The sequence below is a fragment of the Blautia faecicola genome (genome assembly GCF_004123145.1).
GTDB lineage: Bacteria > Bacillota > Clostridia > Lachnospirales > Lachnospiraceae > Oliverpabstia > Oliverpabstia faecicola.
This window is the reverse complement of record NZ_SDKC01000001.1, coordinates 1,848,053-1,874,941: the sequence shown is the minus strand read 5'-3', so window position 1 is coordinate 1,874,941 and position 26,889 is coordinate 1,848,053. Positions and strand designations below refer to the sequence as shown.

The 26,889-nt window shown below is 41.4% G+C and carries 23 protein-coding genes and 1 pseudogene; 21 read left to right on the top strand and 3 right to left on the bottom strand.

The window, feature by feature from the left end:
- The first annotated feature begins 8 nt into the window (after positions 1-8).
- From ETP43_RS08415 to ETP43_RS08370, 10 genes and pseudogenes are all read left to right on the top strand, one after another.
- Positions 9-443, top strand: coding sequence for a DNA-binding transcriptional response regulator (locus tag ETP43_RS08415; protein ID WP_129257741.1), 435 nt, complete (start codon positions 9-11; stop codon positions 441-443).
- 9 nt (positions 444-452) lie between these two features.
- Positions 453-1,682: a 5'-methylthioadenosine/S-adenosylhomocysteine nucleosidase family protein gene (locus ETP43_RS08410; protein WP_129257740.1), complete on the top strand. Its 1,230-nt coding sequence runs from the start codon at positions 453-455 to the stop codon at positions 1,680-1,682.
- Between the two features lie 152 nt (positions 1,683-1,834).
- The gene (locus tag ETP43_RS08405; protein ID WP_129257739.1) at positions 1,835-2,770 is read left to right on the top strand and encodes a hypothetical protein; all 936 of its coding nucleotides are present in this window, start codon (positions 1,835-1,837) and stop codon (positions 2,768-2,770) included.
- Between the two features lie 85 nt (positions 2,771-2,855).
- Positions 2,856-5,812, top strand: a pseudogene (locus ETP43_RS08400) (DUF3427 domain-containing protein).
- Positions 5,813-5,824: 12 nt separating this feature from the next.
- Positions 5,825-6,220: an 8-oxo-dGTP diphosphatase MutT gene (mutT, locus tag ETP43_RS08395; protein WP_022399343.1), complete on the top strand. Its 396-nt coding sequence runs from the start codon at positions 5,825-5,827 to the stop codon at positions 6,218-6,220.
- A gap of 61 nt (positions 6,221-6,281) precedes the next feature.
- Positions 6,282-7,526, top strand: coding sequence for an AAA family ATPase (locus tag ETP43_RS08390; protein WP_164979653.1), 1,245 nt, complete (start codon positions 6,282-6,284; stop codon positions 7,524-7,526).
- On the top strand, positions 7,519-8,229 hold the full coding sequence (locus ETP43_RS08385) for an HNH endonuclease (protein WP_129257737.1): 711 nt from the start codon (positions 7,519-7,521) through the stop codon (positions 8,227-8,229). Before ETP43_RS08390 ends, ETP43_RS08385 begins: the two co-directional genes overlap by 8 nt.
- A gap of 262 nt (positions 8,230-8,491) precedes the next feature.
- A complete protein-coding gene (locus ETP43_RS08380) occupies positions 8,492-8,884 on the top strand; it encodes a pyridoxamine 5'-phosphate oxidase family protein (protein WP_129257736.1) in 393 nt (130 codons plus the stop codon).
- A gap of 261 nt (positions 8,885-9,145) precedes the next feature.
- Entirely contained in the window at positions 9,146-11,650 is a 2,505-nt protein-coding gene (locus ETP43_RS08375; protein ID WP_129257735.1) for an excinuclease ABC subunit UvrA, read from the top strand.
- A 321-nt stretch (positions 11,651-11,971) separates the two neighbouring features.
- Positions 11,972-12,403 (top strand): glycyl-radical enzyme activating protein, encoded by a 432-nt coding sequence (locus ETP43_RS08370; protein ID WP_118635243.1) that lies wholly within the window; start codon positions 11,972-11,974, stop codon positions 12,401-12,403.
- A gap of 82 nt (positions 12,404-12,485) precedes the next feature.
- On the opposite strand, the gene ETP43_RS08365 is transcribed toward ETP43_RS08370, so the two are convergent.
- Complete coding sequence (locus ETP43_RS08365) at positions 12,486-13,373, bottom strand: LysR family transcriptional regulator (protein ID WP_129257734.1); 888 nt, start codon at positions 13,371-13,373, stop codon at positions 12,486-12,488.
- 156 nt (positions 13,374-13,529) lie between these two features.
- On the opposite strand from ETP43_RS08365, the gene ETP43_RS08360 reads away from it, so the two are divergent.
- The 7 genes from ETP43_RS08360 (at position 13,530) to ETP43_RS08330 (ending at position 19,964) form a co-directional block, all read left to right on the top strand.
- Positions 13,530-15,005, top strand: coding sequence for a UbiD family decarboxylase (locus ETP43_RS08360; RefSeq protein ID WP_129257733.1), 1,476 nt, complete (start codon positions 13,530-13,532; stop codon positions 15,003-15,005).
- Positions 15,006-15,037: 32 nt separating this feature from the next.
- Positions 15,038-15,607, top strand: a complete 570-nt coding sequence (locus ETP43_RS08355; RefSeq protein ID WP_129257732.1) for a UbiX family flavin prenyltransferase — start codon at positions 15,038-15,040, stop codon at positions 15,605-15,607.
- Positions 15,592-16,011 (top strand): prenylated flavin chaperone LpdD, encoded by a 420-nt coding sequence (gene lpdD, locus ETP43_RS08350; RefSeq protein WP_243114236.1) that lies wholly within the window; start codon positions 15,592-15,594, stop codon positions 16,009-16,011. Before ETP43_RS08355 ends, lpdD begins: the two co-directional genes overlap by 16 nt.
- 267 nt (positions 16,012-16,278) lie before the next feature.
- The gene (locus ETP43_RS08345) at positions 16,279-17,337 is read left to right on the top strand and encodes an MFS transporter (RefSeq protein ID WP_181951936.1); all 1,059 of its coding nucleotides are present in this window, start codon (positions 16,279-16,281) and stop codon (positions 17,335-17,337) included.
- Between the two features lie 46 nt (positions 17,338-17,383).
- A protein-coding gene (locus ETP43_RS08340) for an IS3 family transposase (protein WP_408608685.1) occupies positions 17,384-18,960 on the top strand; the annotation gives its coding sequence in 2 pieces (ribosomal slippage) (positions 17,384-17,846 and positions 17,846-18,960; 1,578 coding nt in all).
- A 171-nt stretch (positions 18,961-19,131) separates the two neighbouring features.
- Positions 19,132-19,269, top strand: a complete 138-nt coding sequence (locus ETP43_RS08335; protein ID WP_330546470.1) for a hypothetical protein — start codon at positions 19,132-19,134, stop codon at positions 19,267-19,269.
- A gap of 92 nt (positions 19,270-19,361) precedes the next feature.
- Positions 19,362-19,964, top strand: a complete 603-nt coding sequence (locus tag ETP43_RS08330) for a class I SAM-dependent methyltransferase (protein WP_129257731.1) — start codon at positions 19,362-19,364, stop codon at positions 19,962-19,964.
- A gap of 42 nt (positions 19,965-20,006) precedes the next feature.
- On the opposite strand, the gene ETP43_RS08325 is transcribed toward ETP43_RS08330, so the two are convergent.
- Positions 20,007-20,942: a LysR family transcriptional regulator gene (locus tag ETP43_RS08325; RefSeq protein WP_243114235.1), complete on the bottom strand. Its 936-nt coding sequence runs from the start codon at positions 20,940-20,942 to the stop codon at positions 20,007-20,009.
- A 100-nt stretch (positions 20,943-21,042) separates the two neighbouring features.
- Between ETP43_RS08325 and ETP43_RS08320 the strand changes: the two genes are divergently transcribed.
- Both ETP43_RS08320 and ETP43_RS08315 read left to right on the top strand, forming a co-directional pair.
- Entirely contained in the window at positions 21,043-22,347 is a 1,305-nt protein-coding gene (locus ETP43_RS08320; RefSeq protein WP_129257730.1) for an NCS2 family permease, read from the top strand.
- A gap of 15 nt (positions 22,348-22,362) precedes the next feature.
- Positions 22,363-24,090 carry an adenine deaminase C-terminal domain-containing protein gene (locus tag ETP43_RS08315; RefSeq protein WP_129257729.1) on the top strand — a complete coding sequence of 576 codons (1,728 nt, stop codon included), beginning with the start codon at positions 22,363-22,365 and terminating at the stop codon, positions 24,088-24,090.
- 147 nt (positions 24,091-24,237) lie between these two features.
- On the opposite strand, the gene ETP43_RS08310 is transcribed toward ETP43_RS08315, so the two are convergent.
- A complete protein-coding gene (locus ETP43_RS08310) occupies positions 24,238-24,507 on the bottom strand; it encodes a hypothetical protein (RefSeq protein ID WP_129257728.1) in 270 nt (89 codons plus the stop codon).
- Positions 24,508-24,583: 76 nt separating this feature from the next.
- On the opposite strand from ETP43_RS08310, the gene ETP43_RS08305 reads away from it, so the two are divergent.
- Complete coding sequence (locus ETP43_RS08305; protein ID WP_129257727.1) at positions 24,584-24,928, top strand: DUF4352 domain-containing protein; 345 nt, start codon at positions 24,584-24,586, stop codon at positions 24,926-24,928.
- Positions 24,929-25,323: 395 nt separating this feature from the next.
- On the top strand, positions 25,324-26,883 hold the full coding sequence (locus ETP43_RS08300; protein ID WP_164979652.1) for an ABC transporter ATP-binding protein: 1,560 nt from the start codon (positions 25,324-25,326) through the stop codon (positions 26,881-26,883).
- Positions 26,884-26,889 lie beyond the last annotated feature (6 nt).

The window sequence follows — 26,889 nt, the reverse complement described above, 5'->3', positions numbered from 1 at the left end:
AGGTGTAAATGCAGATATTATTAATTGAAGATAATTCGAATAAATTAAAACAAATAAAAACCGTACTTATAGAAATATATCCACAGGCAAGCATAGAAGAAGCATATTCTTTTAATAGCGGGGTGCGAAAAGTATATGAAAATAAATGGAATTTAATTATTTTAGATATGTCATTGCCAACTTACGATATTACACATACTGAAAGTGGTGGTGATAAAAAACCTGTTGCAGGAAAAAATATTATGAAAAGAATGTTAAATCGAAAAATTATTGTTCCCGTGGTTATTATTACACAGTTTGAAACATTTGATGACGATAAAATTTCATTAGATTCTTTGAATGCAGAATTTCAGGAGGGGTTTAAAGATATATGGAAGGGAACAATTTTTTATGGAAATGATGATTGGAGTATGGAACTGAAAGATATATTAGAGAAAATATAGGAGAAGAACATGGTTAATATACTAATTGTAGACGATGCAGCTAACAAAATACAAGCAATTAGGCGTGTACTAGAACCCCTAATTACAGAGGATATTGAAATAATTGTTGCCAATTGTATTAATTCTGCAAAACGGGAGTTAAAAAAAAGAAATTTTGATATTATGATTTTGGATATTTGTTTACCACAAATTTTTGGTGAAAATCCGCAACAAGACGGTGGAATGCGTTTGTTAAAGACAATAAAAGATTCAAAATTTTATTCGTATCCCAGATACGTAATTTCTGTATCTAGATATGAACAAAGTACAGAAGTATTTAGTAGTTCTGAAGGAAAAATACATACGGCAATCTTTTATGATGAGGGTTCAAATGCATGGGAAAATAAATTGAATTCTTGTGTAGAAGCAGCAATTTCTATCGTGAAAAATACCACTGTCCATAGAATATATGATTTTGATATAGCAGTTATTTGCGCATTAGAAGAAGAAGCAGAAATGATCAAGAATTCCTTAGTTAGCGTTGAAAAATATCAAGTGGAATATGACGATGATATATACTATAAAGGTTTTTTTGATACAGAAGATAAAAAGATTTCAGTCGTATTGTCATTTGCAAACCAAATGGGTATGGTGGCAGCAACATCATTAGCAACAAAAATGATTAATAATTTTGCACCTAGATATATGGTTATGACTGGAATCACTGGTGGAACGAAACCGGATAAAATGAATTTTGGTGATGTAATTGTTGCAAATACTTCTTGGGATTATAGAGCTGGAAAGGATATTAGAAATCAAGATAGTGCTTACCATTTAAATTCAATTAACGCATTGACTATAGATACCAAAATGACAAGTTATTGTAGAAATTTAAGTCAAAACAAAACTAAATTAAGAGAAATAAAAGATAATTTTAGAATGGGAGATGTTCCAGGAACAGAATTACAGTTGCTAATTGGACCTGTTGTGTCGGGAGCTTCCGTAGTAACTGATCCTGAAATCGTTAAGGATGTGTTGGAAAATCAGGATAGACAAGTGTTAGGAATTGAAATGGAAATATATGGTATGTACTATGCAGCCAATTGGGGAATAAATCCAAGACCTAAATTTGTTGCGTTAAAAGCTGTGAGCGATTTTGCTGATTCAGCTAAAGGAGACAAATATCATAAATATGCTTCTTATACAAGCGCCAAGGTATTTGAAGTACTGGCAAAAGAATATTTCGAATATGAAGAATAAATATTTCTATAAAATATTATCTGATATTTGTGAAATTTTATAAAAATTCAATAATACCAAATAATATGGATTATGCAGTATAAAAGATGACATTATTAGAGTAATAATAGAAAAATACAAATAAATATACTTGATGAAAATAGGGGAACTTAATGAATGATGTATTAAAAATAGCTGTGGAAGAATATTATAACCAAAAGAAATATGAACGGGAAAACTATGGACAATGTTATGCTGCTTTTGTAAAGTTTTTTAAAGATTTTGAATATTCTGGATTAAAAGATTTATTCAATAATGTGATAACGGAATATGATATTGTGCATTCTTGTATGTTATATTGCCAAAGTAGCAAAAAAGTAAAGGGAGTTGAAGCGGTAAATAGATATTTAAGTGCCATTGATTTGTTTTATTCCGAATACATTTCAAAATTAGGAGGAATATGTTGTCCAGCGTTAGAACGAGGGTGCCGAAATAAACACTTAATTACAAATATTTGCCGAAATCTTAATCAAGAATTGGAACGTGAAATATATGTTCCTATTGATGAGAAAGAACTTGCTTGCTTACATACAATTATAGATCAACTAAATGTGAATAATTTTTATCAATATGGTCAAAAGGTTATTTGTGAGTTATTGTTAAATTATGGATTTAAATTAAACGTTATTGTTGGTTTAGTTAGAACAAATGTAGATTTGGAAAATGGTATTATGACTATAAAAAATCGCAAAGGTGTTTATAAAATAAAATTATATGATGAAATACTAGAGCATATGAATTATTACAATTATCTACAAGAATATCATAACAGAACGTACTTTTTTACAAATACAAAGGGAGAAAAATTGGATTCTAATTCTGTTTTACAAACTGTAAAAAGTAAATTTTCAACAGAAAGCCAAAACAATATTACAGCAACAACAATTGCCTTGAACGGAATAGCTAGACTTATTGCCCAAGGATTAACTGTGAGTGAGATAATGCGCATAACTGGATTTGAAATCCAAAAAATAGTTGATGTATCAGAATATTTAATAGAAGAAAATGACATAAATAAAATATTTTGCGAGAAGTTGTTTAATTACTAATTGATATTAAATATAATAAGACAATACAGTTCAAGAAAAAATTGAGTTTATATATATTTGATTTGATAGTGAGAAGATACTAAAAATGAATAAAATAAAAATAACGAATTTGAATTATGCGTTAACCACAGCTTTCATCGACCACACCGTCTCCTCCAACCTGGCTTACCGACCGCAGTTTGTATCCAACAATTACAAAGAGGGACGTAAGGTAATCTCATCCATTGAGGATGAATTATTATCCTGTGAGCAGTTTGCCATCAGTGTGGCATTTATCACGATGAGTGGAATTACACCGCTGCTTCAGACATTAAAAGAACTGGAGAAGCGGGGGATTCCGGGGCGGATTTTGACAACGGATTATTTGACATTCAGTGATCCGAAGGCGTTGCGGAAATTAGAAGAGTTTTCCAATTTGCATGTAAAGATGTATGTAACAGATCAGACAGAAGAAGGATTTCACACAAAAGGGTATATTTTCAAAAAAGAAGAGATGTACCGGATTATTGTGGGAAGTTCCAATATGACACTCAGTGCGCTTACTGTGAATCGGGAATGGAATACGAGGATTGTTTCTACGGAACAAGGGGAATATGCGCAAAGTGTACTGACAGAATTTGAGGATTTGTGGAATTCTCCGCAGGCGGTGGAATTTGAACAATTTATTGACAGTTATACGGAAAACTATACAAGAAATAAAATTATCCGTAAACAGAAGGAACTGGCGCGCCAGGAACAGATTCCGTCGTTAGAGGCGTATCGGTTACAACCAAACTCCATGCAGACCGGATTTATCAATAATCTGCAGAAAATATATGATGCAGGGGAAGATAAAGCGTTACTGATCAGTGCGACAGGTACGGGAAAGACGTATGCTTCTGCCTTTGCCATGAGAGAGCTTGGCTTTCGGAAGGTATTATTTTTAGTACATAGGAATCAGATTGCAAAGCAGGCAAAGAAATCTTACCGTAAAGTATTTGGCTGCAGTGTTTCGATGGGAATGGTTACCGGTCAGTATCAGGAAATGGACAAAGATTATATATTTGCAACTATTCAGACTATCAGTAAAGAACAGACATTGCATGCTTTTGAACGGACAGCATTTGACGCGATTATTATTGATGAAGCACATCATAGTTCTGCCAACAGTTATAAAAAAGTGATGGAGTATTTTACACCAAAACTGTGGCTTGGTATGACTGCGACACCGGATAAGCGAGATGATAATCTGGAAGGCAGAAATATTTATGAGATTTTTAATCATCAGATTGCCTATGAGATTCGGTTGCAGGATGCTATGGAAGAAGATTTGCTATGCCCATTCCATTATTTTGGAATTACAGATCTGGAAGTGATTGCGGATGAGGCGAAGGGAGCAGAGGAAAAACTGGAGAATTTTCGGTGTTTGACTTCGGATGAGCGTGTGACAAATGTTATGAAACAGGCGGAGTTTTTCAGCTATAGTGGTGATCGGGTGAAGGGTTTGATTTTCTGCAGCCGGATTGATGAAGCAAAAGAATTATCAAAGAAATTCAATAAGCGTGGTTGGAGAACACAGGTATTAAGCGGAAATGATTCTGAGTCAGCAAGGGCAGATGCAATTGAACGGCTGGCAGCAGATGCTGGAGAAAATATACTGGATTATATTATTTCCGTGGATATTTTCTCAGAAGGTGTGGATGTGCCGGAAATCAATCAGGTTATCATGTTGCGTCCTACGGAGTCTCCGATTGTATTTATCCAGCAATTGGGTCGGGGACTGCGTAAAGCAGAAAATAAGGAATACGTGGTGGTTCTGGATTTCATTGGAAATTATCGTAATAATTTTATGATTCCAATTGCGTTATCCGGAGACCGAAGTTATAACAAAGATAATATTCGTCGGTATGTAACCGAAGGCGGACGGGTGATTCCGGGAGCAAGTACCATTCACTTTGATGAAATTTCCAGGAAAAGGATTTTCCAGGCGATTGATACGGCGAATTTTAATGATATTAAGCTAATCCGAGAGAATTATACAAATCTTAAAAATAAACTGGGACATATTCCGAAGCTATCGGATTTTGACCGATATGGCGAGATGGATGTGTTGCGGATTTTTGAGAATAACAGTCTGGGTTCGTATTATAAGTTTCTGGTGAAATACGAGAAAGAATATACGGTACGGCTTTCCGAAGAGGAAGAAAAGGTTATTGAATTCATATGTAAAAAATTAGCCAGCGGGAAAAGAATTCATGAGTTGGAACTTCTGAATCGTATGCTAAAGTATCATCATGGACTGTTGAATATTTTGCAGCAAGCGCTGGAGAAAAAATATCATCGTGCTATGACAGAAAACTGCGCGGAAAATGTAGTAAATATCATGACGAATGAATTTCCAACCAGTGCGGCAAAGAAAACGTATGCTTCCTGTGTTTTTCTTGAAAAAGAAGGGAAAGATTATCGGGTTTCCGAAAATTTTGAAAAGATGTTGGAAATCGGGAGTTTTATAAGATACTGGAAGAAGTTGTGGAGTTTGGTATCGCCCGGTATCAGATGAACTATAGTAAGACATATCAGGATACGGATCTGGTATTATATCAGAAATATACGTATGAGGATGCCTGTCGGTTGTTAAACTGGGAGCGTAATGAAGTTCCGTTGAATATCGGTGGGTATAAATATGATAAGAAGACAAAAACATTTCCTGTATTTATCAATTATGATAAACAGGAGGATATCAGCGATACAACAAAATACGAAGATCATTTTCTCACAGCGGATCGTCTGATTGCTATTTCGAAAAGTGGGCGAAGCAGGGATTCAGAGGATGTGCAAAATTTCCTGAAAGCAAAGGAACGGGGGATTGATGTACAGCTTTTTGTGAGAAAGAATAAGGATGATAAGATTTCCAAAGAATTTTATTATCTTGGTCGGATGACAGCTACGGGTCGAACCGAAGAATTTGTCATGGCTAATACGGACAAGACAGCAGTAGAGATTGAGTGGGCGTTGGATACGCCGGTCAGAGAAGATATTTATGAGTATATTATCAATGGATAAAGGAGACGCAGGATGAAGACAATTAAGGTAGTGGCAGCGATTATTATAGACAACGGAAAAGTATTTGCAACGCAGAGAGGTTACGGTGAATTCAAAGATGGCTGGGAATTTCCGGGAGGTAAGATTGAAGAAGGGGAAACAGCCAGAGAAGCAATCGTAAGAGAGATCCGGGAAGAACTGGATACGGAGATTCAGGTGGAAGAACTTTTGGATACCGTGGAGTATGATTATCCGAAGTTTCATTTGTCGATGGATTGCTTCATCTGCACTGTGAAGTCTGGAGATTTGGTGCTGAAAGAGCACGAGGCAGCAAAGTGGCTGACAAAGGAGACACTGGGGAGTGTGGAATGGCTGCCGGCGGATGAAGGGTTGATTGAGAAGATCAGGGAGTATATCCAGAAAAATTGAAAATTTCTTCCGCCCATGATACTATAATGAATAGTTAGGCAGAATAACTGGAGGATTCATAGTGAAAGAATATTTTATCAGTGAAATTAATATAGAAAAGTTGTATCATTTATCAAATATAACGATCGAGTTGGATACAACAAAACGGCAGCATTTGCTGTTGACTGGAAAAAATGGTTCGGGAAAAACATCGTTACTGTTAAGATTAGTGAGATATCTGAAAGTTCTTAAGGATGGATATCTTATGTCATTAACGGGGAATTGGCCACGATGGGTAGCAGATGCAAAACAAGAAATAGAAAATGCTTCAAGTGAGACTGAACGATTTAAAGCAGAAAAAGAATATAAGAAATGGTCTAATAGAATTCAAGAGTATAATGATGGTATCAGGGTTACATGGAATGAAAGTGATGGACTTGAAGGTGTATATCAAAAAGGAGAATTTATAACCGCGTATTTCCCGGCAGAACGGAAAGCGGAATTTGCGAAACCGAATGGTGTGGAAAATATTAAACTGGCTGAGGTATATAATACCACAGAGAACGCCGGAAATATTCTTCTTAAATATATGGTTCACATGAAAACCCAGCAGTCTTTTGCAAGAAACGAAGGCGATAAGGAAATCGTAGAGCGGATTCAACAATGGTTTGACAGATTTGAATCTGCGCTGCAGGTTTTGCTGGACGAAAAATCGATTCATCTGGAATATGATTATAAAAATTATAATTTTAAAATCAGACAGGAAGGCCGGGAGCCTTTTGAATTCAGTGAACTGTCAGATGGCTATTCATCTGTAATCTATATTGTATCCGATTTGATTCTTCGAATGGATAAAAACTGGTTATTGGATGAAGAAATCAGTCAGTATAATGCACAGGGAATTGTTCTGATTGATGAGTTGGAAACGCATCTTCATATTGAACTGCAGAAAAAAATTCTTCCATTCTTAACAGAATTTTTCCCGAATATTCAATTTATCGTGACAACACATTCGCCATATATTTTGAATTCTATTTCCAATGCGAAAGCATATGATCTGGAAAAGCATGTGGAACTGGAAAATCTGGCTGCTTTTTCATCAGATGAACTTGCGGAAGGCTACTTTGAGGCAGATGAATATTCAGATACATTAAAAGAGGAACTGGAGCGATATGCACAGTTGTGTTCTGGAAAAAAACTGACGGAAGAGGAGAGGGCTGAACGGGCAGAATTAAAAATAAAATTTAAAAATCTGTCAACAGATCTGTCAGGAGCTGCCAGAGAAAAGTTTGAGGATATCGAACGGAGAAGGGGAACAAATGATTAAGATTGAGAGGAAAACAACCCGGCATACACAAGAGGCAATGGATGATTTGCAGGAAGCATGTAATACAGGACATTCATACAATACAGAACATGTGAATCAGGCTTTACGGGAAGTATTCCATGGAAAATGTTATATTTGTGAAAACAAAGAAGCAACATCCTATCAAATTGAACATCTGATTCCACACCGGGGCAATAAGAAACTGAAATATGATTGGAATAATCTGTTTTGGGTATGTGCACATTGCAACAATATTAAGTCAGACAAATATGAACCAATATTGAACTGTACAACAGAGCCTGTAGAACACCTGATTGCTTTTCGGAAAACAGGTTATTTTGGAACGGATGAAAAACTGGAGTTTGTGCCGGTGAAGGATGATAATGTAGCGATCAGAAATACCATTTTGCTGTTAAATGATGCATATTATGGAACGACTCCTCAGAAGAAAATGGAAGCAAGGATTATACGTAAAACGTTGCGGAAAGATCTTTCAAAGTTCAAAGAATATGTAAGGGAGTATCAGGAAGCAGAGAACGAAGAGGAAAAAGAGGATATTGCGATGCTTCTGAAGAGGGAACTGAAAGACAGTTCTGCGTTTACGGCATTTAAGAGATGGCTGATATGGGATAATGAGGAAAAGTATGGGGAATTGGAGAAATTTATTCCTGAGAATCAGAAGAAAAAATTATTTGACATTTAAAGGTGGATGGCGCTAACCATCCACCGCTCTGGAAAACCAGAGAAACCTCGTCGGTCAAAGTGTTTTTAATGTATGGTCTTGTCGACCAAAATACTTGTTGATTTGATTATACATGATTTTATGAAAAATCCACAGGAAAATAAAAGAAATTGGTGCAATGAATGCAAGATGAAAGGTGGATATGAATACATAAAAATTTGCACATCCGTCTTTCCAGTGCTATACTTATCTCAAACATATCACCACAGAAAGGGGCATAATCATGGAGACAGTATTACAATTTTTAAAAGACGCAGAGACATATTATCTGGCAACTGTAGAGGGTAATCAACCGAGAGTTCGTCCTTTTGGAACAGCTCATATTTTTGAGGGCAAGCTGTATATCCAGACCGGAAAAGTGAAAGATGTCTCAAAACAGTTACATGCCAATCCGAAAGCTGAGATCTGTGCTTTTAAGGGTGGTGAATGGATCCGTGTGGCTGGCGAACTGGTAGAGGATGATCGTGTGGAAGCAAGACAGTCCATGCTGGATGCATATCCGAGTTTACAGAAAATGTATGCCGCAGATGATGGCAATACAGAAGTTTTTTATTTTAAGAATGCAACCGCAACGATTTCTGCATTTACGCATGAACCGGAAGTGATTACTTTTTAAAAAATAAAAAATTCTGGAAATTATATGAATACGGAATTGAGTAACGATGAGCCGGTAGCCGATGGTTATCGGCTCATTATGGGATTATAATATAAAGATATTGTGTGAGCTGGATAAAAGTTTTGTATAGAATAAAAAAGAAACGAGCAACCCGCTTGGATCCTAAGACCGTACACGACACAAAACCCATTTCTTAACTTCATTATAAAGTATTTCTATCAAAAGTCAATCAAAGATGTAAGAAATAAAGGAGAACAACCAATGAACAATCACGATAACAACCCCAAATACATCCAAATCCGAGGTGCCAGAGTCCACAACCTGAAGAACATAAACGTAGATATCCCCCTGCACCAGATCGTAGGCATCGCAGGTGTGTCCGGCTCCGGGAAGTCGTCGTTGGCGTTGGGGGTGTTGTATGCGGAGGGATCCAGGAGGTATCTGGAATCGCTTTCTACTTATACGCGAAGACGTATGACGGGTGCGGCGAAGGCACAGGTGGATGAAGTTTTGTATGTACCGGCGGCACTTGCGCTGCATCAGCGGCCGGGAATTCCGGGAATCCGGAGTACGTTTGGCACGGGAACGGAGCTTTTGAACAGTCTGCGGCTGATGTATTCGAGGCTGGCTTCGCATCGGTGTCCCAATGGGCATTATGTGGAGCCGACATTAAAAGTGGCAGCGGAGCAGGAGATTCTTTGCCCAATCTGTGGGGAGCAGGTGCAGCCGCCGAGTGCGGAAGAACTTGCGTTTAATTCTCAGGGTGCATGCCCGGAATGTGGTGGTACCGGGCGAGTACGGACGGTAAATATTGATTCTCTGGTACCTGATGATTCGATCAGTATCGATGACGGGGCGGTTGCACCGTGGAACAGTCTGATGTGGTCACTGATGACGGATGTATGTCGGGAAATGGGTGTGCGCACGGATATTCCGTTTCGCGAGCTGACGGAGAAAGAAAAAGATATTGTTTATCACGGGCCGGCGGAAAAGAAACATATTTTTTATAAAGCAAAGAATTCGAACCAGGCAGGAGAACTGGATTTTACCTATTATAATGCGGTGTATACTGTGGAAAATGCCCTTGCTAAAGTAAAAGATGAAAAGGGCATGAAACGTGTGGAAAAATTCCTGAAAGAAGAGATCTGCCCGCAGTGTCAGGGAAGCAGACTTTCCGAAAAAGCGAGAGCACCGAAACTTCGAGGCATCGGACTGGCGGAGGCGTGTCAGATGACTTTAAAAGATTTGGTTGTGTGGGTTGCCGATGTTCCGGATTCTCTGCCGGAGGAAATGCGTCCGATGGCAGAGGCAATCTGCGAATCTTTTCAGACAGCTGCAAAAAGACTGATAGATCTGGGACTTTCTTACCTGTCTCTTGACAGAGCCGCCGCTACATTATCTACTGGGGAGCGGCAGCGGATGCAGCTGGCGAGAGCTGTGAGAAACCGTACGACAGGTGTGCTGTACGTGTTGGATGAGCCTTCGATCGGATTACATCCTTCCAATATTAATGGATTGAATGCCGTAATGCATGATCTGATCGCAGATGGTAATTCGGTTCTTCTGGTGGATCACGATACGCAGATTCTGTCGGAAGCTGACTGGATCGTGGAGATGGGACCGGAGGCAGGAAATGGCGGCGGATATGTGATCGCAGAGGGAACGATTCCGGAGATTACAAAGAATCCGGCTTCCATGATTGGTCCGTTTTTAGCGCAGAAAACGAATTTGCCGGTACGGGAACAGACGCATGCTGAAAATATGTTTGATCTGGGAGTTATCCATCTTTCTACCAATGCGATCCATACGGTAAAACCTCTGGAAGTCGATATTCCAAAAGGCAGGCTGACCGTTGTGACCGGTGTGTCCGGCTCTGGCAAGACTACGATGGTACTGGAAAGCCTGATTCCGGGACTGGAGGCAGCATTGAACGGAGAGACATTGCCGGAACACGTGAAAAATGTTTCTGCGGAGGGGATTTCCCATGTGAAACTGATCGATGCGTCACCGATTGGAATCAACATTCGTTCTACCGTGGCAACGTATGCCAATGTGCATGATGAACTTCGAAAGATTTACGCAAAAACTGACGATGCAAAAAGGATGAAATACAAGGCAAAGGATTTTTCCTATAATACCGGAAATCTCAGATGTCCGGCATGTGATGGAACAGGGCAGATCACACTGGATGTACAGTTTTTGCCGGATGTAGATGTGGTGTGTCCGGAATGTAAAGGATCTCGGTATGCGAAAGCGGCATGGCAGGTTTGCTATGAAAAGAAACCGGGGAAAAGGTATTCGCTGCCGCAGATGATGGCGATGGATGTGAACACAGCACTACAGGCGGCAGGAGACTGGAAAGTGGTGCGGCAGCGGCTGGAAGTACTGCGAGATCTTGGGCTTGGCTATCTGACCCTGGGAGAGGCGACACCGGGACTGTCCGGTGGGGAAGCACAGAGACTGAAACTTGCCAGTGAGATGGGAAAAGGGCAGTCCGATTCCGTCTTCGTGTTCGATGAACCGACGATTGGATTACATCCATTGGACGTAAAGACACTGCTTCAGGTGTTCCAGGCACTTGTGGATCAGGGGGCAACCGTAATCGTGATCGAACACGATCTGGATGTGATCCGAAACGCAGATTATATCATAGATATGGGTCCGGAAGGCGGCGAAGCAGGCGGAAGAATCGTTGCCTTGGGAACACCGGAGCAGGTTGCAGAAAATAAGAATAGCGTTACCGGGGAATTCATACGTCGAAGATAATTTTGCTTTATGCGAATTACGGGTCAAAGGCTGTAATTGTACAAGACGGATTTACGGTTTCCTAAGTCCGGACCGCAGTGACACGGAGCCCGGATTATTCACTTGGAAGCATAACCCTATAAACATCATTGCCGCCTGAACTCAGGCGGGGACGGATGACAGAAAGTTCATCAATCTGATGACAATCCATGTGAGCAAGTCGGTGACAGCTCATGAGGTCAGGAACATGAAAGAAATATGAGAGGATGTAAAAAATGGTAGTGTTTTACGAAAAAAGCTCTTTGGGATGGAACTATCTGAATACATATTCAGCTTGGCCATATGATTGAAAAAGATGCGGTTTATTTTGAAATGTCAAATGGAGGGGTTACATTTGGCGGAGGAGAGCCACTATTATATGCTGATTTTATTCGAGCATTTCATCAACAATATCCAGAATGGAACATAGATGTTCAAACCTCTCTAAATGTATTGGCATATGAGATAGAAAAGCTTATTGATGTTGTAGACGTGTGGCACATTGATGTTAAAGATATGAATTCACGAATATATGAATTTTATACTGGATGTTCTAATGAAAATGTAATTCATAATCTAAAGATGTTATGTACACAAATTCCGCAATCCAAGATAAAAGTGAGAGTTCCTCGGATACAAGGATATAACTGTGAAAAAGATATTGCATACTCTATTCAAGTATTAAGAAAGATGGGGATTGAAAATATCGAAGAATTTGATTATCTAGTTTGTTAAATAAAAAAGAACTGAGCAATCTTTTCCGAGCAAATAATAATAATCTCCTTGATTTATTTTATATAAAAAAGGCAATCCTTCGCTATTGTTGTGAATTTTGTGCATTTGCCATAAAATGTAAAAAACAATCCATGGCCAGAGTATATTCTCTGGCTTTTTTATATGCAAATCCAATCCGGAGTACCGGTGATTCTTCCAACGGAACAGATATCACGCCCTCATGTTGAAACAGACGAAAATTGCTCTCTGCAAAAAGGCTGATACCTTCTCCGACAGCAACGGCACTGATTAAAGACTCTACGCGTGCAGTGCGAAGAATCGACGGATGAATACCTGCATTTTGAAAAATCTGCATACACAGCTGATAAATGGATGTGTATGGGTGCATCAGCAGAAAAGACTGATCGGTCAGTGCTGTAACAGAAAGCTTTTGTCGTGTTGCCAGTGGATGATCTGCCGGAAGCATGACACAGATCCGGTCGGTTGCAATAGGAAAAAAATGATAATGTTCCGTATCGATCATAGATTCTCTGGCAAGAATCATGGCAAATCGCTTTTTTTCGATGCCTTCCATTAATTCGCTTTCTTCCACCTCGGTAAGAGCAAGAGAAATCTCTGGGTGTTCTTTCTGAAACAGGCGGAAACTTCCGGTAAGATGATACTGAGAGAGTACAGGAAGCGTTCCCACAGATAATTGCTGTTCCTTGGCAGTCTGATACAGAGACATCCGGTAAAGCATCTGCCGGTATTGCCGGGAAAGTTCCTGGGCTTCCTGATAAAAAAGTTCTCCGGCGGGTGTCAGCACTGCATTTCGACGGCTGCGGTCAAAGAGTTGAAGATTCAATTCTTTTTCCAGCTTCTGAATCTGTTTGGAAAGAGTAGACTGGGTTGTATGGAGCAATTCTGCCGCATCAAAAAAGGTATCTGCGTGTACGGCAGCAATAAAGCAGTCAATCTGTTCAAAAGTCATGTAAAATCCTCCCGATTTCGTATTGTATTGTTTCGTTTCATTCCATTCTGGAATTAATCATATCACAAAAAGAATTGATTCGCTATGAGAATCTATTTAAAATAATTTATCAGAAAATGCATTTTATAAAGAAAATAAGAGAAAGGCAGCAATCCTATGGAACAGAAAGTAAGAGATTTGAGAAGTGCCCTGAAGCTTCTGGAAAGTATGCCGGGGCAGCTGGTTGAGACGGATGTGGAAGTAGATCCAATGGCAGAACTGGCCGGTGTGTATCGTTATGTGGGAGCCGGTGGAACCGTAAAACGACCGACAAAAGAAGGTCCGGCGATGATATTTAACAAGGTAAAAGGTCACCCGGACGCAAAAGTAGCGATCGGACTTCTGGCGAGCAGAAAAAGAGTGGCAGCACTGCTGGACTGCCAGCCGGAAGATCTTGGCAAGATGTTATACGAAAGTGTGGCAAATCCAATTCCTCCGATAGTCACGAAGGCGGCAGCACCGTGTCAGGAAGTGGTACATAAAGCGACAGATCCTGATTTTGACTTGTACCGTCTGGTTCCGGCACCGACCAATACACCGGATGATGCAGGTCCGTATATCACTCTTGGTATGTGTTATGCCACCCATCCGGATACCGGCGTTCACGATGTGACGATTCATCGTCTGTGCATTCAGGGCAAAGATGAATTATCGATTTTCTTTACACCGGGAGCAAGACATATCGGAGCGATGGCAGAACGTGCAGAGGCACTGGGACAGAAATTGCCAATCTCGATCAGTATCGGTGTGGATCCGGCGATTGAGATCGGATCCTGTTTTGAGCCGCCGACAACACCGCTTGGCTATGATGAGCTTTCGGTTGCCGGAGCTCTTCGGAAAGAACCGGTTGTTCTGTGCGACTGTGTTACCGTAAAAGAACGTGCCATTGCCAATGCGGAATATGTCATAGAGGGTGAAGTGATTCCGGGTGTCCGCGTACAGGAAGATCAGAACAGCCATACCGGATATGCGATGCCGGAATTTCCGGGATATACCGGACCGGCAAGCGATCAGTGCTGGCTGATCAAAGTAACCGCTGTTACCCATCGGAAGAACCCGATCATGCAGACCTGTATCGGACCAAGTGAAGAACATGTTTCCATGGCAGGTATTCCGACAGAGGCAAGTATCTACGGAATGGTAGAAAAAGCGATGCCGGGCAGATTGCAGAATGTATACTGCTGTTCCGCAGGTGGTGGAAAATACATGGCAGTTTTGCAGTTTAAGAAACTGACAGCCAGCGATGAGGGAAGACAGCGACAGGCTGCGTTGCTGGCATTTTCGGCATTCAGTGAGCTGAAACATGTATTTCTGGTGGATGAAGATGTTGACTGTTTTGATATGAGTGATGTACTGTGGGCGATGAATACCCGTTTTCAGGGGGATGCAGATATTATTACGATTCCGGGGGTTCGCTGTCATCCGCTGGATCCGTCCAATGATCCGACCTGTTCTTCCAGCATCCGGGATCATGGAATTGCCTGCAAGACGATTTTTGACTGTACCGTGCCATATGATCAGAAACATCGGTTTGAACGTGCAAACTTTATGGAAGTGGATTCGGAAAAATGGCTGAAACACACCGATAAATAACCGGAATCTATCATGATGCAAGGAGTAGAAAAATGAAAAAGCGAATCATCGTAGGCGCTACCGGAGCCAGCGGTCAGCCGCTACTGATCAAATGTCTGGAAATTATCCGGGAATCGGAAGAATTTGAATCGTATCTGATCATGACAGAAAGTGCGCGTCTGACGCTGGAATCAGAAACAACGTGGAAAGTAGAAGAAGTGGAAGCGCTGGCGGATCATGTGTTAAAACCGGAAGAAATAGGAGCCGGACCGGCCAGTGGTTCGTTCCAGACAGCCGGGATGGTGATCGTTCCGTGTAGTATGAAAACGATTGCCGGCATCCACAGCGGCTATGCGGAAAACCTTCTTCTTCGTGCAGCCGATGTGACGATCAAAGAACAGCGACCGCTGGTACTTGCAGCAAGAGAGGCACCACTCAGTCCGATTCATCTCCGGAATCTGCAGGAACTTTCGATGATGCCGGGCGTTCGGATCATTCCGCCGATGATGACTTTCTATCATTGTCCGGAGAGTATTGATGAAATGGTCTATCATCTGGCTGCAAAATTGCTGGAACCTTTTGGCATCGAGGCAAAGGAGTATCGAAGATGGACGGGATTATAGAACTCACAGAAAAAATTTTTACAGTCCAACGTGAAGTATGCGGATATATGCTGCAGGTCAGTGCAAAGAAACTAGGGCAGGATCTTCTGGTAAGTGTGGAAGGCGGGCAGAAACCGCATATTGGCTGCGTGATCCAGTCTGTTCCACGCACCTCCCTGACAGGCGATGGTAGTTACAGTGCCACGTCTTCCGTACTGAATCTGACCGGACACAAAGATGAGTATCTGTGCCGGAAACTTTCCGAGCAGATCTGTGCCGCATGCAAGACTACAGTGGTATGTACCGGAGGTGTGCATATTGATCAGATTACAAAAGACGAGATTCAAGAAATTATGCGAACCGTAGAAGAAATGGGAAATATTGTCATTCGACACATTAAGAAACGGAATGAGGATTCTAAATAACAGACGGGTTCGGAGATCCATTAGTTTACCCGGTATAGCAAATATCGAACTGATACTCTACGGCAATATCTCGTACAGTGTGTCAGCGAATTTTGAATAACCGGCAACAATATCAATAATTTCTCTGATAATCACAAATTTTCCCGTGACAAGTCATATATTTTAACGTATAGTAATAGATAGAAAACAAATGTCAACCGGCGATGGAAAACCTTTGGGACGCCCTTTTCCATCGTCGGTTGTACTATGAAAGAGAAGGAGAAAAAGATGTATACACTATTACTACTGTTGATTTATCTGGCATTTATCAGTCTCGGACTGCCAGATTCCCTTCTGGGTTCTGCCTGGTCGGTGATGCACAAGGCTTTTCAGGTTCCGCTGTCTTATGCGGGTCTGGTAACTATGATTATTTCCGGAGGAACTATCTGTTCCAGTTTGATGTCTGAGCGTCTGACAAAGAAATTCGGTACACAGATTGTAACTGTGTTCAGCGTGATGCTTACTGCAATCGCATTATTCGGATTTTCAACGGCAAGCGCCTTCTGGATGCTCTGTCTATGGGCCATTCCCTATGGACTGGGTGCGGGAGCGATTGATGCTGCACTGAACAACTATGTAGCGCTTCATTATAACTCCAGGCATATGAGCTGGCTGCATTGTTTCTGGGGACTGGGAACCATTATCAGTCCGTATGTGATGAGTTATGCACTGACCACATCGGTGTGGCAGAACGGATATCGCATGGTATCTTTCATCCAGATCGGAATAACATTGATTCTTTTCGTGACACTGCCGATATGGAAGGTGAATAAAAAAGAAACTGCGCAGGAAGAAAAGGCAGAAGAAGAGATGGTAGGAATCAAAGGTGCACTGAAGATCAAAGGCGTTCCGAATCTTCTTCTTGGATTTTTCTCCTATTGTGCACTGGAATCAGCAGTGATTCTGTGGGGAAGCAGCTATCTGGTAGGAGCAAAGGGAATCTCTGCGGAACGTGCAGCAGCCTTTGCGTCCCTGTTTTGCATCGGTATCACACTTGGAAGATTTCTGGCAGGCTTTATTACAGAAAAAATGGGAGACCACAAGATGATTCGTCTGGGCATCGCTATCATTCTTGTTGGATGTATCGGTATGTTGTTACCGGTATCCATCGATGAATTTGCACTGTTTGGTCTGGTTATTATGGGACTTGGCTGTGCACCGATTTATCCATCTATCATCCATGCAACACCGTCCAATTTCGGAGAGAAGAACTCCCAGGCGATCATCGGTATCCAGATGGCAAGTGCTTATGCCCTGTGTGTTAGGATAGTTGTCAGTGAAAGATAATTACTTTTGTGGTAGTATAGAGCCATCACAGGAAGGAGCTTTCACTATGAACTATAGTCCAGAATTAAAGGATGCACTCCTTAGAAGGATGCTTCCACCAAACAATGAATCCATTACCAAGATTTCCAGGGAAGAAGGTATCTCTGAACAGACACTTCGTAACTGGCGGGATAAAGCCAGAAAGGAAGGTTATGCCGCTCCTGGTACAGATGCTGTCCCTGACGACTGGAGCACACAGGACAAATTTTTAGTTGTCGTTGAAACAGCAAGCATGAATGAGACGGAACTTGCTGAGTATGCCCGTAAAAAAGGACTTTATATTGAACAGATCAAAGCCTGGAAAGATGCCTGCATGAATGCAAATGGCGGTATCGCGAAGGAAGCTTCCCGGCTTAACCGTGAACTCAAGGATTCTGAAAAAGAACGCAGAAAACTTGAAAAAGAATTACAGCGCAAGGAAAAAGCTCTTGCGGAAGCGGCAGCTTTACTTGTACTGTCAAAAAAAGCAAATGCGATCTGGGGGGATCCAGAGGACGAATGATCAGCGCCCCAGACCGCGAAACTGCTGTACTGCTGATCGATGAGGCCATTGCATCGGGGGCTACCTGCAAAAAGGCATGTGACCGTCTCGGGATCACGGAACGGACTTTCTACCGTTGGAAAAAACGAAAGACAGATACGGATTCCTATGGGGATGGACGTCCTTCAGCAGATCACTCGGATCCTGCAAATAAGATATCGGCAGAGATACGCCGGGAGATCATAAGTATCTGTAACAGGCCAGAATACGCAAGCATGGCACCATGTGAGATCGTTCCTGCATTAGCCGATGAGGGGATTTATGTTGCCTCTGAATCAACCTTTTACCGTGTATTGCGGGAAGAAAAAATGTTAAATCATCGTGGACGCAGCGAAGCACCAAAACACAACCGTCCATCTACATACAGCGCAACAGCTCCGAATCAGGTGTATATGTGGGATATCACTTATCTGAATGGACCACATAAAGGGATGTTTTATTACCTGTACCTTTTTTCAGACCTTTATGACCGTAGTATCGTTGGCTGGGAAGTCTACGAAGAAGAAAGTGCAGACTGTGCCAGCAGCTTGATCAAAAGGATCTGTCTGAAACAAGGCCGGCTCACTACAGAACCGTTAGTGTTACATTCTGATAACGGCTCACCCATGAAAGGGGCAACAATGCTGGCGACACTGTATCAGCTTGGAATCACCCCTTCAAACAGCAGACCGCGTGTGAGCAATGATAATCCATACGCCGAAAGCCTATTCAAAACGCTGAAGTATCGTCCGAATTATCAGCCCAAAGGATTTGGAACACTGGAAGAGGCACGGGAATGGGTCAGCCTGTTTGTAAAGTGGTATAACCACGATCACCATCACAGTGGGTTGAAGTTTCTTACTCCATACCAGCGCCGCAGCGGCTTGTCTGATAAGATACTGGCCAAACGCAAAGAGGTCTACGAAGCTGCCAAAGCAGAGCATCCAGAACGTTGGAATGGACGTGCAACCCGTGACTGGAGTCTTCCAGATACAGTGTATCTGAATCCGGATAAGATGCCGGAGCAGCTTGAAACAGAAGCTGAAAAGACTGCTGTATCATAAAAATCAATTCATTCAAAATGCTAGCGCTCAAGCAGGGTTCTGTGCCTGACGTGATTGCCAATAAATTAGATCATTTATTGATACTCACGTCAGGTACAGAACAATATCTGATAACCTGCACGAACAAAAAATATAAATTTTTACTGACAACTACCTTGACAATCAGCGTATGTGGGATCTACTTTTATGCCGCCGCTGTTCGGACTGATCGCAAACCATATTTCTGTCGGTTTACTTCCGGTTTATGTATTGTTCTTCCTGATTCTGATGTTCTTTATGCTGGAAAAGACATTTAAACTGGTGAAATAGTAATAATCAAACAGCTTCCGGGTTACGTGTCAGTTTCCTGAAAGCTGTTTTTGATTTGCATAATTTTATTTGCAACAGAAAAGGATATAAATATGTATAAAGAAAACAAGGATATAACATTACAATATTATAATCAAAATGCCGGTTCTTTTGTCAGCGGTACAGTTCACGCAGATCTGACAGATACATTGAATCGTTTTTTAAGCAGACTGGAACCGGGAGCGGCAATTCTTGATTTTGGCTGCGGTTCCGGCAGAGATACCAAATATTTTCTGGAACATGGATATCAGGTGGAGGCCATAGACGGATCCGAAGAACTGTGTAAAATCGCCAGTGCCTATACAGGAATTCCGGTACGCCAGATGTATTTTCAGGATCTGGATGTCCGGGAGCAGTATGACGGTATCTGGGCGTGTTCTTCGATTCTGCATCTGGAAAAAACAGAATTAAGATCTGTGCTGAAAAAAATGGCGGATGCCCTGCGTCCCGATGGATGGATCTACACTTCTTTCAAATATGGAGAGTATGAAGGGATGCGAAACGGCAGATATTTCACGGATTTCACCTGGAGCAGTTTCCAGAGATTCATCCGTGATACTGAGTCACTTTCCATAGAAGAATCCTGGGTGACCGGTGATGTGCGTCCGGGAAGGGAAGAAGAAAAGTGGCTGAATCTGCTGTTGCAGAAGCGATAATAGAGAATGGCACAAAAACCATCCGTTGTATCAGTGAAATCCTTATTTATTCCGTGCAATTTCAATAAAATCCCTGGCGTATTTGGGAAGATAAGTTCCCCTGCGAAAAGCGATGCTCAGTGTTGTAAAAATTCCTTTTTCATCGACAGAAAAGCAAGCCGGTTTTCTGAAAAAATCCATATTTTGTAAATATGTTTCCGGCGTAAAACACATGCCCATTCCCTGCATACAAAGTTTTACACAGGTCTCCGTGTTCCGGCTTCGAACCGGTACACGGGGCTGGACACCGGCGCGATCCAGGGCTTCAAGAACCAGTTTTCCGGTGGTTTGTTCCGGAAAATGGAGAATAAAAGGTTCGCTGGCAAGCGTGGACAGATCGATTCTCGGGTACTGGTCGGAGGGAGACTGATATCCGGAAGATGCCAACGGATGATCCGGTGGCATAACCAGAAGAATTTCCTCTCTTTTCAGCAGTTCGTATTCCAGTTTTGGATGTTCCCTCGTCTCATTAAAAATCCCAAAATCAAGCTGATCATTCAACAGAAGTTTTTCCTGAATAGAGTATGCCTCTTCCCAGATGCTGACATTGACATTCGGATATTTTTTTGAAAATTCTGCCATAATCTGTGGAATCATACAGCTACTTCGCATCAGTGGAACAGCAATATTCAATTCCCCTTCGTTATTTTCCGTCAGATCTTTCAGTTCTTTTTCCCAGTCTTGTTTTACCTGAAGAATTTTACGGGCGTATTCCATGTATTTTCTTCCGGTATAGGTCGGCACATAAGTATTTCCATTTCGGCTGAAGAGTTTCGCTCCCATTTCCCGTTCCAGTTTTTGCAGATGCTTGGTGAGTGTGGGCTGGGAAATGTAGAGTTCCTGCGCTGCTCTGGTAAGATTCTGGTGTTTGGCGATACATAAAATATAGTGCAATTCACTGTAGTTCATAAAATCCCCCTGACTATTCTGTTTTGGCATAAAATTTATGTAAAATATGAATTTGACTTCCTGCACTGCCTATTTTACAATATTTTCTATCAGCTTATCAAGACATATCTTATTGAGGGAGGAAAAACAAATGAAAAATTGGCTGGAAAAACAGTTTCGGTTGTCAGAATTTCATACGGATGTCAAAACAGAGATTCTTGCCGGACTGACTACTTTTGTTACTATGGCATACATTCTTGCTACTGTACCAAACATCATGTCCGGAGCCGGATTTGACAAACATGTAACTCTGACAATTATGATTCTTCTGATTATCGTGACTACCTGTGCGATGGCATTGTATACCAACCGTCCGTTTGCATTAGCACCGGGACTTGGAAGCGTGGGTATTATCGCGTCTATGATTACGAATGAGGGTATCAGCGCACCGATTGCTGCAGGCGTTATTTTCTGGAGTGGTGTACTTTTTATCATCATTTCTTTTCTGGGACTGCGGGAAGCTGTTGTGCGTGTGATTCCAGTCAGCCTGAAACAGTCAGTAAGTGCCGGTATCGGTCTGTTTATTGCGCTTCTGGGAGCAAAAAACTGTGGGCTGATCGTAGCAAATGATGCGAAAAACTGCCTGTCTTTTGGTGATCTTGCTTCTCCGTCCGTTATCGTGGCAGCCATTGGTTTTCTGATTCTGATGGTTATCAAGGCACGGAATGTTCCGGGTGGTATGATTCTGGCAATTGTGCTGACTACGATTGTGGGAATTCCGTTCGGTGTGACACATGCTCCGGAGCAGATTTTTTCTCTTCCGGCTGGTATTGGCAAACAATTTATGAATATTGATTTTCTTGGAGCGCTGAATTTTGCTTATATTCCGTTCCTGATCGCCTTGTTTGTACCGGATTTCTTCTCTACTTTTGGTACGGTTCTCGGTGTTGGAGCGAAAGCAGGATACCTGGACAAAGACGGCAATCTGCCGGGTATTGATAAATGTTTTAAAGTGGACGCTATTTCCACAAGTCTTGGAGCACTGTTCGGTATGCCGAGCATGACCACATATCTGGAATCTTCTGCGGGTGTGGAAGCAGGTGGTAAGACAGGACTTACAGTCATCTTTACCAGTATTTTCTTTGGAATCTCTCTGTTCCTGGCACCACTGGCTCTTGTGATCCCGTCAGCAGCAACCGGTCCGGTACTGATCTTTATTGGAATCAATATGTTGAGTGCAATGAAAAACATTGATTATTCCGATATCACAGAGTATATCCCGGCATTTTTGTGTGTGACCTTCACAATTTTTGCCAACAACATCGCAAATGGTATCTGCGTGGCACTGCCGGCATATCTGGTAATGAAGATTGCAACCGGTAAGATTAAAAAAATCGATCCGGTGATGTATGTTCTTGTGGCTGTCTGTCTCTTATATTTTTATTCTATTGTATAAATGAGGTGAAAACAGATGGAGAAGATTCAGCTGTTGATAAAACATGCGAAAGTATTTAATTCGTATCTGAAAAAATTTATCGATGCAGATGTCTCTGTAAAAGATGGGAAATTCTACTATATTGACAGAAAGCACGAAAATCTGTTTGATGCGGAACATACAATCGATGCAGATGGGCAATACATGATTCCCGGCATGGTTGATATCCACATGCATATTGAGAGTTCTATGACAACGCCGGGCTCTTTTGGAAACTGTGCAGCGAAAAATGGTGTCACCACAGTGGTTTCCGAACCACATGAGATGGCAAATGTCAAAGGGGTTCGCGGAATCCTTGAGATGATATCTGCGGCAAAAGATGCACCCATTGATATTTTCTACGGGATTCCGAGCAGCGTTCCATCGACCAGTGAAAAACTGGAAACCACCGGCGGTGTGATTGATTTTGAGGCGATGAAGCATCTGCTTGGTGAAAAAGATGTGGTCTGCGTTGGCGAGATTATGAATTATCGGGAAATTATCCAGGAAAATCATCTGGAAATCACAAAATTTCTGGATTATCTGCGGCAGGAACATCCGGGATATGTGATTGAAGGACATTGCCCGTCTCTGATGGATCTGGATCTTGCAAAATTCCTGTATCTTGGCATTAACGGAGATCATACAGAACATACCTTGGAAGAGGTAAAACAGCGGATCGAAAATGGAATGTTCTTTGAGATCCAGGATAAGATGTTGAAGCCGGAAGTGTTATCGTATATCTGTGAAAATCATTTATTTGAATATTGTTCTTTTGTGACAGATGATACGATGGCAGATGTTTTATATGAACAGGGGCATCTGAATACTGTAGTACAAAAGGCGATAGAGATGGGCTTCCCAAAGGAACAGGCGATTTACTGCGCGACCTATACCCCGTGTCAGAGAATGCATTTTTATGACCGGGGTGTGATTGCTCCGGGAAAACTGGCAGATTTTATCCTTCTGAAGGATCCGGCAAAATTACTGGAGCCTGAAACGGTGTTTAAAAATGGAATTTCCATCTATAAAAAAGAGGACAGACAGGCATTCCCCGTAGAACCGTATGCATTCCCGGAAGATTTTTATCACAGTGTTTCCATTCCGGAAGTAACACTTTCGGATTTTGATGTTAAAGTTCCGGTCGAAGAAGGGGAAGTAACGGTCCGTGCGATGGAAGTACATCCGGATCGCACCCAGACCACGGAGAAACTGGTAACCATGCAGGTAAAAGAGCACAAGATCTGCTGGCAGAAAAGCGGATGTCTGCTGGCGATGGTTCTGGAACGCCATGGGAAAAATGGGAATATCGGTTATGGATTTCTGACAGGTTCGTGTCAGAGAGAGGGAACCGTAGCAACTACATTTTTTCATGATCACCACAATCTGTTTGTTGCGGGAAATGATCCGGAGGATATGTTGTTCGCCGTACAGAGAATCGGAGAATTGCAGGGCGGTTTTCTTACAGTAAAAGATGGGCAGATTCTCTCGGAACTTGCATTACCTGTCTGTGGAATTCTTTCGGAGGCATCCATTGAAGCAACAGGAAGCGCGCTGAAAGAAGTGCGGGAAAGCCTGATCGATCTGGGATATGAGCATCATAATCCGATCATGTCTGTGGGAACGCTTGGACTCCCTGTAAGTCCTGCATTGAAACTGACCGATCATGGATTGATCGATGTAAAAAGAGGAGAAATCGTGCCTCTGGTGTTATCCTGTTCTTGATTTTTTCACAGGATTTGCTATATACTGTTTCATAGTTCATCGGAGGGTAATTTGTTGCATTGCATATCGGGGATCGGTTCAGAGGAATGATCCTGGGTTCATTGGAAGCAATAGCCGGATAAGATGTCAGGTTGAGATACCTGCCTCTTATCCGGCTTTTTCCATGGAGATCTTCTGGCGAATATCCTTTCTTCCGATTCCGAAGTGATCCTGGCAGCGATCGATTATCTGAAAGCTCAGGTCGGCGGCAGATAGCTCTTGTTCCCGGAGCTTTTCGGAGATAAAATCGGCAAAAGAGCAGCTGATATGTTCCTGTTTTAACGTTTTTGTATAAGCCTGTAATTCCTCGGGCGTTTTTGCAGAAGAAAGAATCTGCATCAGTTCATTTGTATTTTTGGATTTCTCAGATGGTTTCATAAATTTGGCAGCTTCTTGCATTATAAGTGAGGGTATTATATAATTTTTCCTGTACGAATGCAAGAGGGGGAGTTTTATGACACGGGCAGAAGAATACCGTTTATCGCAGTATCAGCATCTGGGCGCATTGAGAGAAGATAAATCCATTGACCTGGTAAGAAATCAGCAGACAGGTCTTATCGGAGTACAGAAAGTGATTTCTTCGGAGCTGTATCCGGTGTATTTGTTTTTAAAAGAATATACGAATCCGTATCTTCCGGTCATTTATGAATGTATCCAGCTGGACGGAACAATATCTCCCGGAAAGAAAATGGATGGAATGGTCGGCTTCGAAGTCCCAAAAGACTGGAAGACGATGGAGATCCATTTTAAGGATGATGTCTGGAGTAACAGTAAATTTAAGTTTGAGATTGAGAAATAGAAACAATAGTTGAATATATCAAAAAGTTTACAATCGTGTAGACAACTACTATAATATCTACACGATTGTAAACTATAGTAAAACACGAAAAGTAGTCGTTCTTGTACACAAATCTTTTAAAACAATTCTCTATCCTGTACGTTTTGAATTGAGAAAGTATAATGATCTTATACTTCATCAAAAGGAAATGAGACGGATATCATATGAAAACTCAGATGAAAGAAATTTTAAGTATCATATGGAAATACAGTCGCTTATGGGGCTGTATGAAATTATTGAATTCTGTTTTAACAGCAATCATTGTTCCGGTGAATACTGTGCTTCTTCAAAGGATAGTAAACGATATTTTAATTTTATTACAGGAGAATCATTTCCACTTCATATTGAATACGCATTTGGTAATATTTATAGCTGGTGTATTTTCAGAAGTGCTTTTGACGGGGTTGGATCGCTATGTGGAAATTCGATTCGATATGCAAATAACGGATCGGTTGGAAAAAGAGATTGTGCGGAAATACAGAAAGCTGGATTACAGCTGTTATGAAGATCCGCAGACTTATGACAGTATTTCGAGAATTTCGCAGAATCCAGGTGAGAAAATAAGAATGATTTTCTGGAAACTGTGTGAAATGGTCAGAATTATAATCTTGCTGATCGGGTATCTGCTGATTTTTCAACAGGCATCCCCGTTGTTGGTGGGTATCTTTCTGCTGTTTTTACCCCCTATATTGTATGAAAATTATAAGGCAGGATGTCTGTGGTATGATTTATATTCCAGGCAGACGGCAGATGAACGAAAAATTGCTTATTATGAAAGATTGCTGACCGGAAAGACAAGTCTGGCGGAACTGAAAATATATCAGGCAACGGATTACATAGAAAAACTTTGGAAAAAACAAAGCAGTAAACTGAGAAAAGAAAAAGAGGAGACGCTGATCAGAGTAGAGAAAACTTTGTTAAGAAAAAGTACATTTGCTGCATTGTGGTATCTGTGTTCCGGAGGGTTCCTGCTATATGGTGTGATTACCGGACGGATTTCTGTTAGTATGTTTCTGGTCTTATTCCAGACGATTCTAAACATTGTCGATACGGTCAATGGTTTACTGGAAACTTTTGGAAATTTTTCCAGAGAGATTCAGGAAATGTCGTATCTTCATTCCTTTTTTGCGTTAAAAAATATTCCGGAACGAAAAGGATGCATAGACAGACCTGTCCGCCGGATCCGGTTTGAGCATGTTTGTTTTTCTTATCCAAACGCGGGAACGGAAACTTTACATGATATCAGTTTTGAACTGGATCTTTCAAAAAGTACTGCCATTGTAGGTGAAAATGGTTCCGGAAAAACCACAATCATAAAATTATTATGTGGGCTGTATCAGCCGACCAGTGGGAGGATTTTGTTTGATGAATATGATATAAGAAATCTGAACAATGGTGAGATTGGAAAAGCTATCAAAGTGGTATTTCAGGATTTTTTTCAGTATGAGCTGACAATTCGTGAAAATATTGGTTTTGGAAATTTAGCCAGGATTTCTCATGATCTGGAATTGCAGGAAGTTCTGGATGCGGTGCATCTGGAAGAACTAAAGAAACTTGGACTGGATACCAGTCTCGGAAAACTGGAACATGAGGGGATAGATTTATCCAGAGGGCAATGGCAGCGATTGGCTGTCGGCAGGATTTTCCTGAATGATACCGGTTATGCAGTCCTTGATGAGCCTACGGCATCTGTGGATCCGGTATCAGAATATAATATGTATCAGTTATTTTATTTGCTGTTACGATCCAGAGGAAGTCTGATGATTTCACATCGTCTGGCAAGTGCAAAGATGGCGGATCATATTCTGGTACTGAAAAACGGAACAATAGCAGAACAGGGAAACCATACAGAGTTGATGAAAAATCAGGAGTTGTATCATGAACTATTCTGCAGACAGGCAGAATGGTATCAGTAGGAGAAC

Bases quoted from the DNA above. Each gene is read 5' to 3' on its own strand.
- ETP43_RS08415 (WP_129257741.1), top strand. From the start codon at position 9: ATGCAGATATTATTAATTGAAGATAATTCGAATAAATTAAAACAAATA.
- ETP43_RS08410 (WP_129257740.1), top strand. From the start codon at position 453: ATGGTTAATATACTAATTGTAGACGATGCAGCTAACAAAATACAAGCA.
- ETP43_RS08405 (WP_129257739.1), top strand. From the start codon at position 1,835: ATGAATGATGTATTAAAAATAGCTGTGGAAGAATATTATAACCAAAAG.
- mutT (WP_022399343.1), top strand. From the start codon at position 5,825: ATGAAGACAATTAAGGTAGTGGCAGCGATTATTATAGACAACGGAAAA.
- ETP43_RS08385 (WP_129257737.1), top strand. From the start codon at position 7,519: ATGATTAAGATTGAGAGGAAAACAACCCGGCATACACAAGAGGCAATG.
- ETP43_RS08380 (WP_129257736.1), top strand. From the start codon at position 8,492: ATGGAGACAGTATTACAATTTTTAAAAGACGCAGAGACATATTATCTG.
- ETP43_RS08375 (WP_129257735.1), top strand. From the start codon at position 9,146: ATGAACAATCACGATAACAACCCCAAATACATCCAAATCCGAGGTGCC.
- ETP43_RS08370 (WP_118635243.1), top strand. From the start codon at position 11,972: ATGATTGAAAAAGATGCGGTTTATTTTGAAATGTCAAATGGAGGGGTT.
- ETP43_RS08365 (WP_129257734.1), bottom strand. From the start codon at position 13,373: ATGACTTTTGAACAGATTGACTGCTTTATTGCTGCCGTACACGCAGAT.
- ETP43_RS08360 (WP_129257733.1), top strand. From the start codon at position 13,530: ATGGAACAGAAAGTAAGAGATTTGAGAAGTGCCCTGAAGCTTCTGGAA.
- ETP43_RS08355 (WP_129257732.1), top strand. From the start codon at position 15,038: ATGAAAAAGCGAATCATCGTAGGCGCTACCGGAGCCAGCGGTCAGCCG.
- lpdD (WP_243114236.1), top strand. From the start codon at position 15,592: ATGGACGGGATTATAGAACTCACAGAAAAAATTTTTACAGTCCAACGT.
- ETP43_RS08345 (WP_181951936.1), top strand. From the start codon at position 16,279: ATGTATACACTATTACTACTGTTGATTTATCTGGCATTTATCAGTCTC.
- ETP43_RS08330 (WP_129257731.1), top strand. From the start codon at position 19,362: ATGTATAAAGAAAACAAGGATATAACATTACAATATTATAATCAAAAT.
- ETP43_RS08325 (WP_243114235.1), bottom strand. From the start codon at position 20,942: ATGCCAAAACAGAATAGTCAGGGGGATTTTATGAACTACAGTGAATTG.
- ETP43_RS08320 (WP_129257730.1), top strand. From the start codon at position 21,043: ATGAAAAATTGGCTGGAAAAACAGTTTCGGTTGTCAGAATTTCATACG.
- ETP43_RS08315 (WP_129257729.1), top strand. From the start codon at position 22,363: ATGGAGAAGATTCAGCTGTTGATAAAACATGCGAAAGTATTTAATTCG.
- ETP43_RS08310 (WP_129257728.1), bottom strand. From the start codon at position 24,507: ATGAAACCATCTGAGAAATCCAAAAATACAAATGAACTGATGCAGATT.
- ETP43_RS08305 (WP_129257727.1), top strand. From the start codon at position 24,584: ATGACACGGGCAGAAGAATACCGTTTATCGCAGTATCAGCATCTGGGC.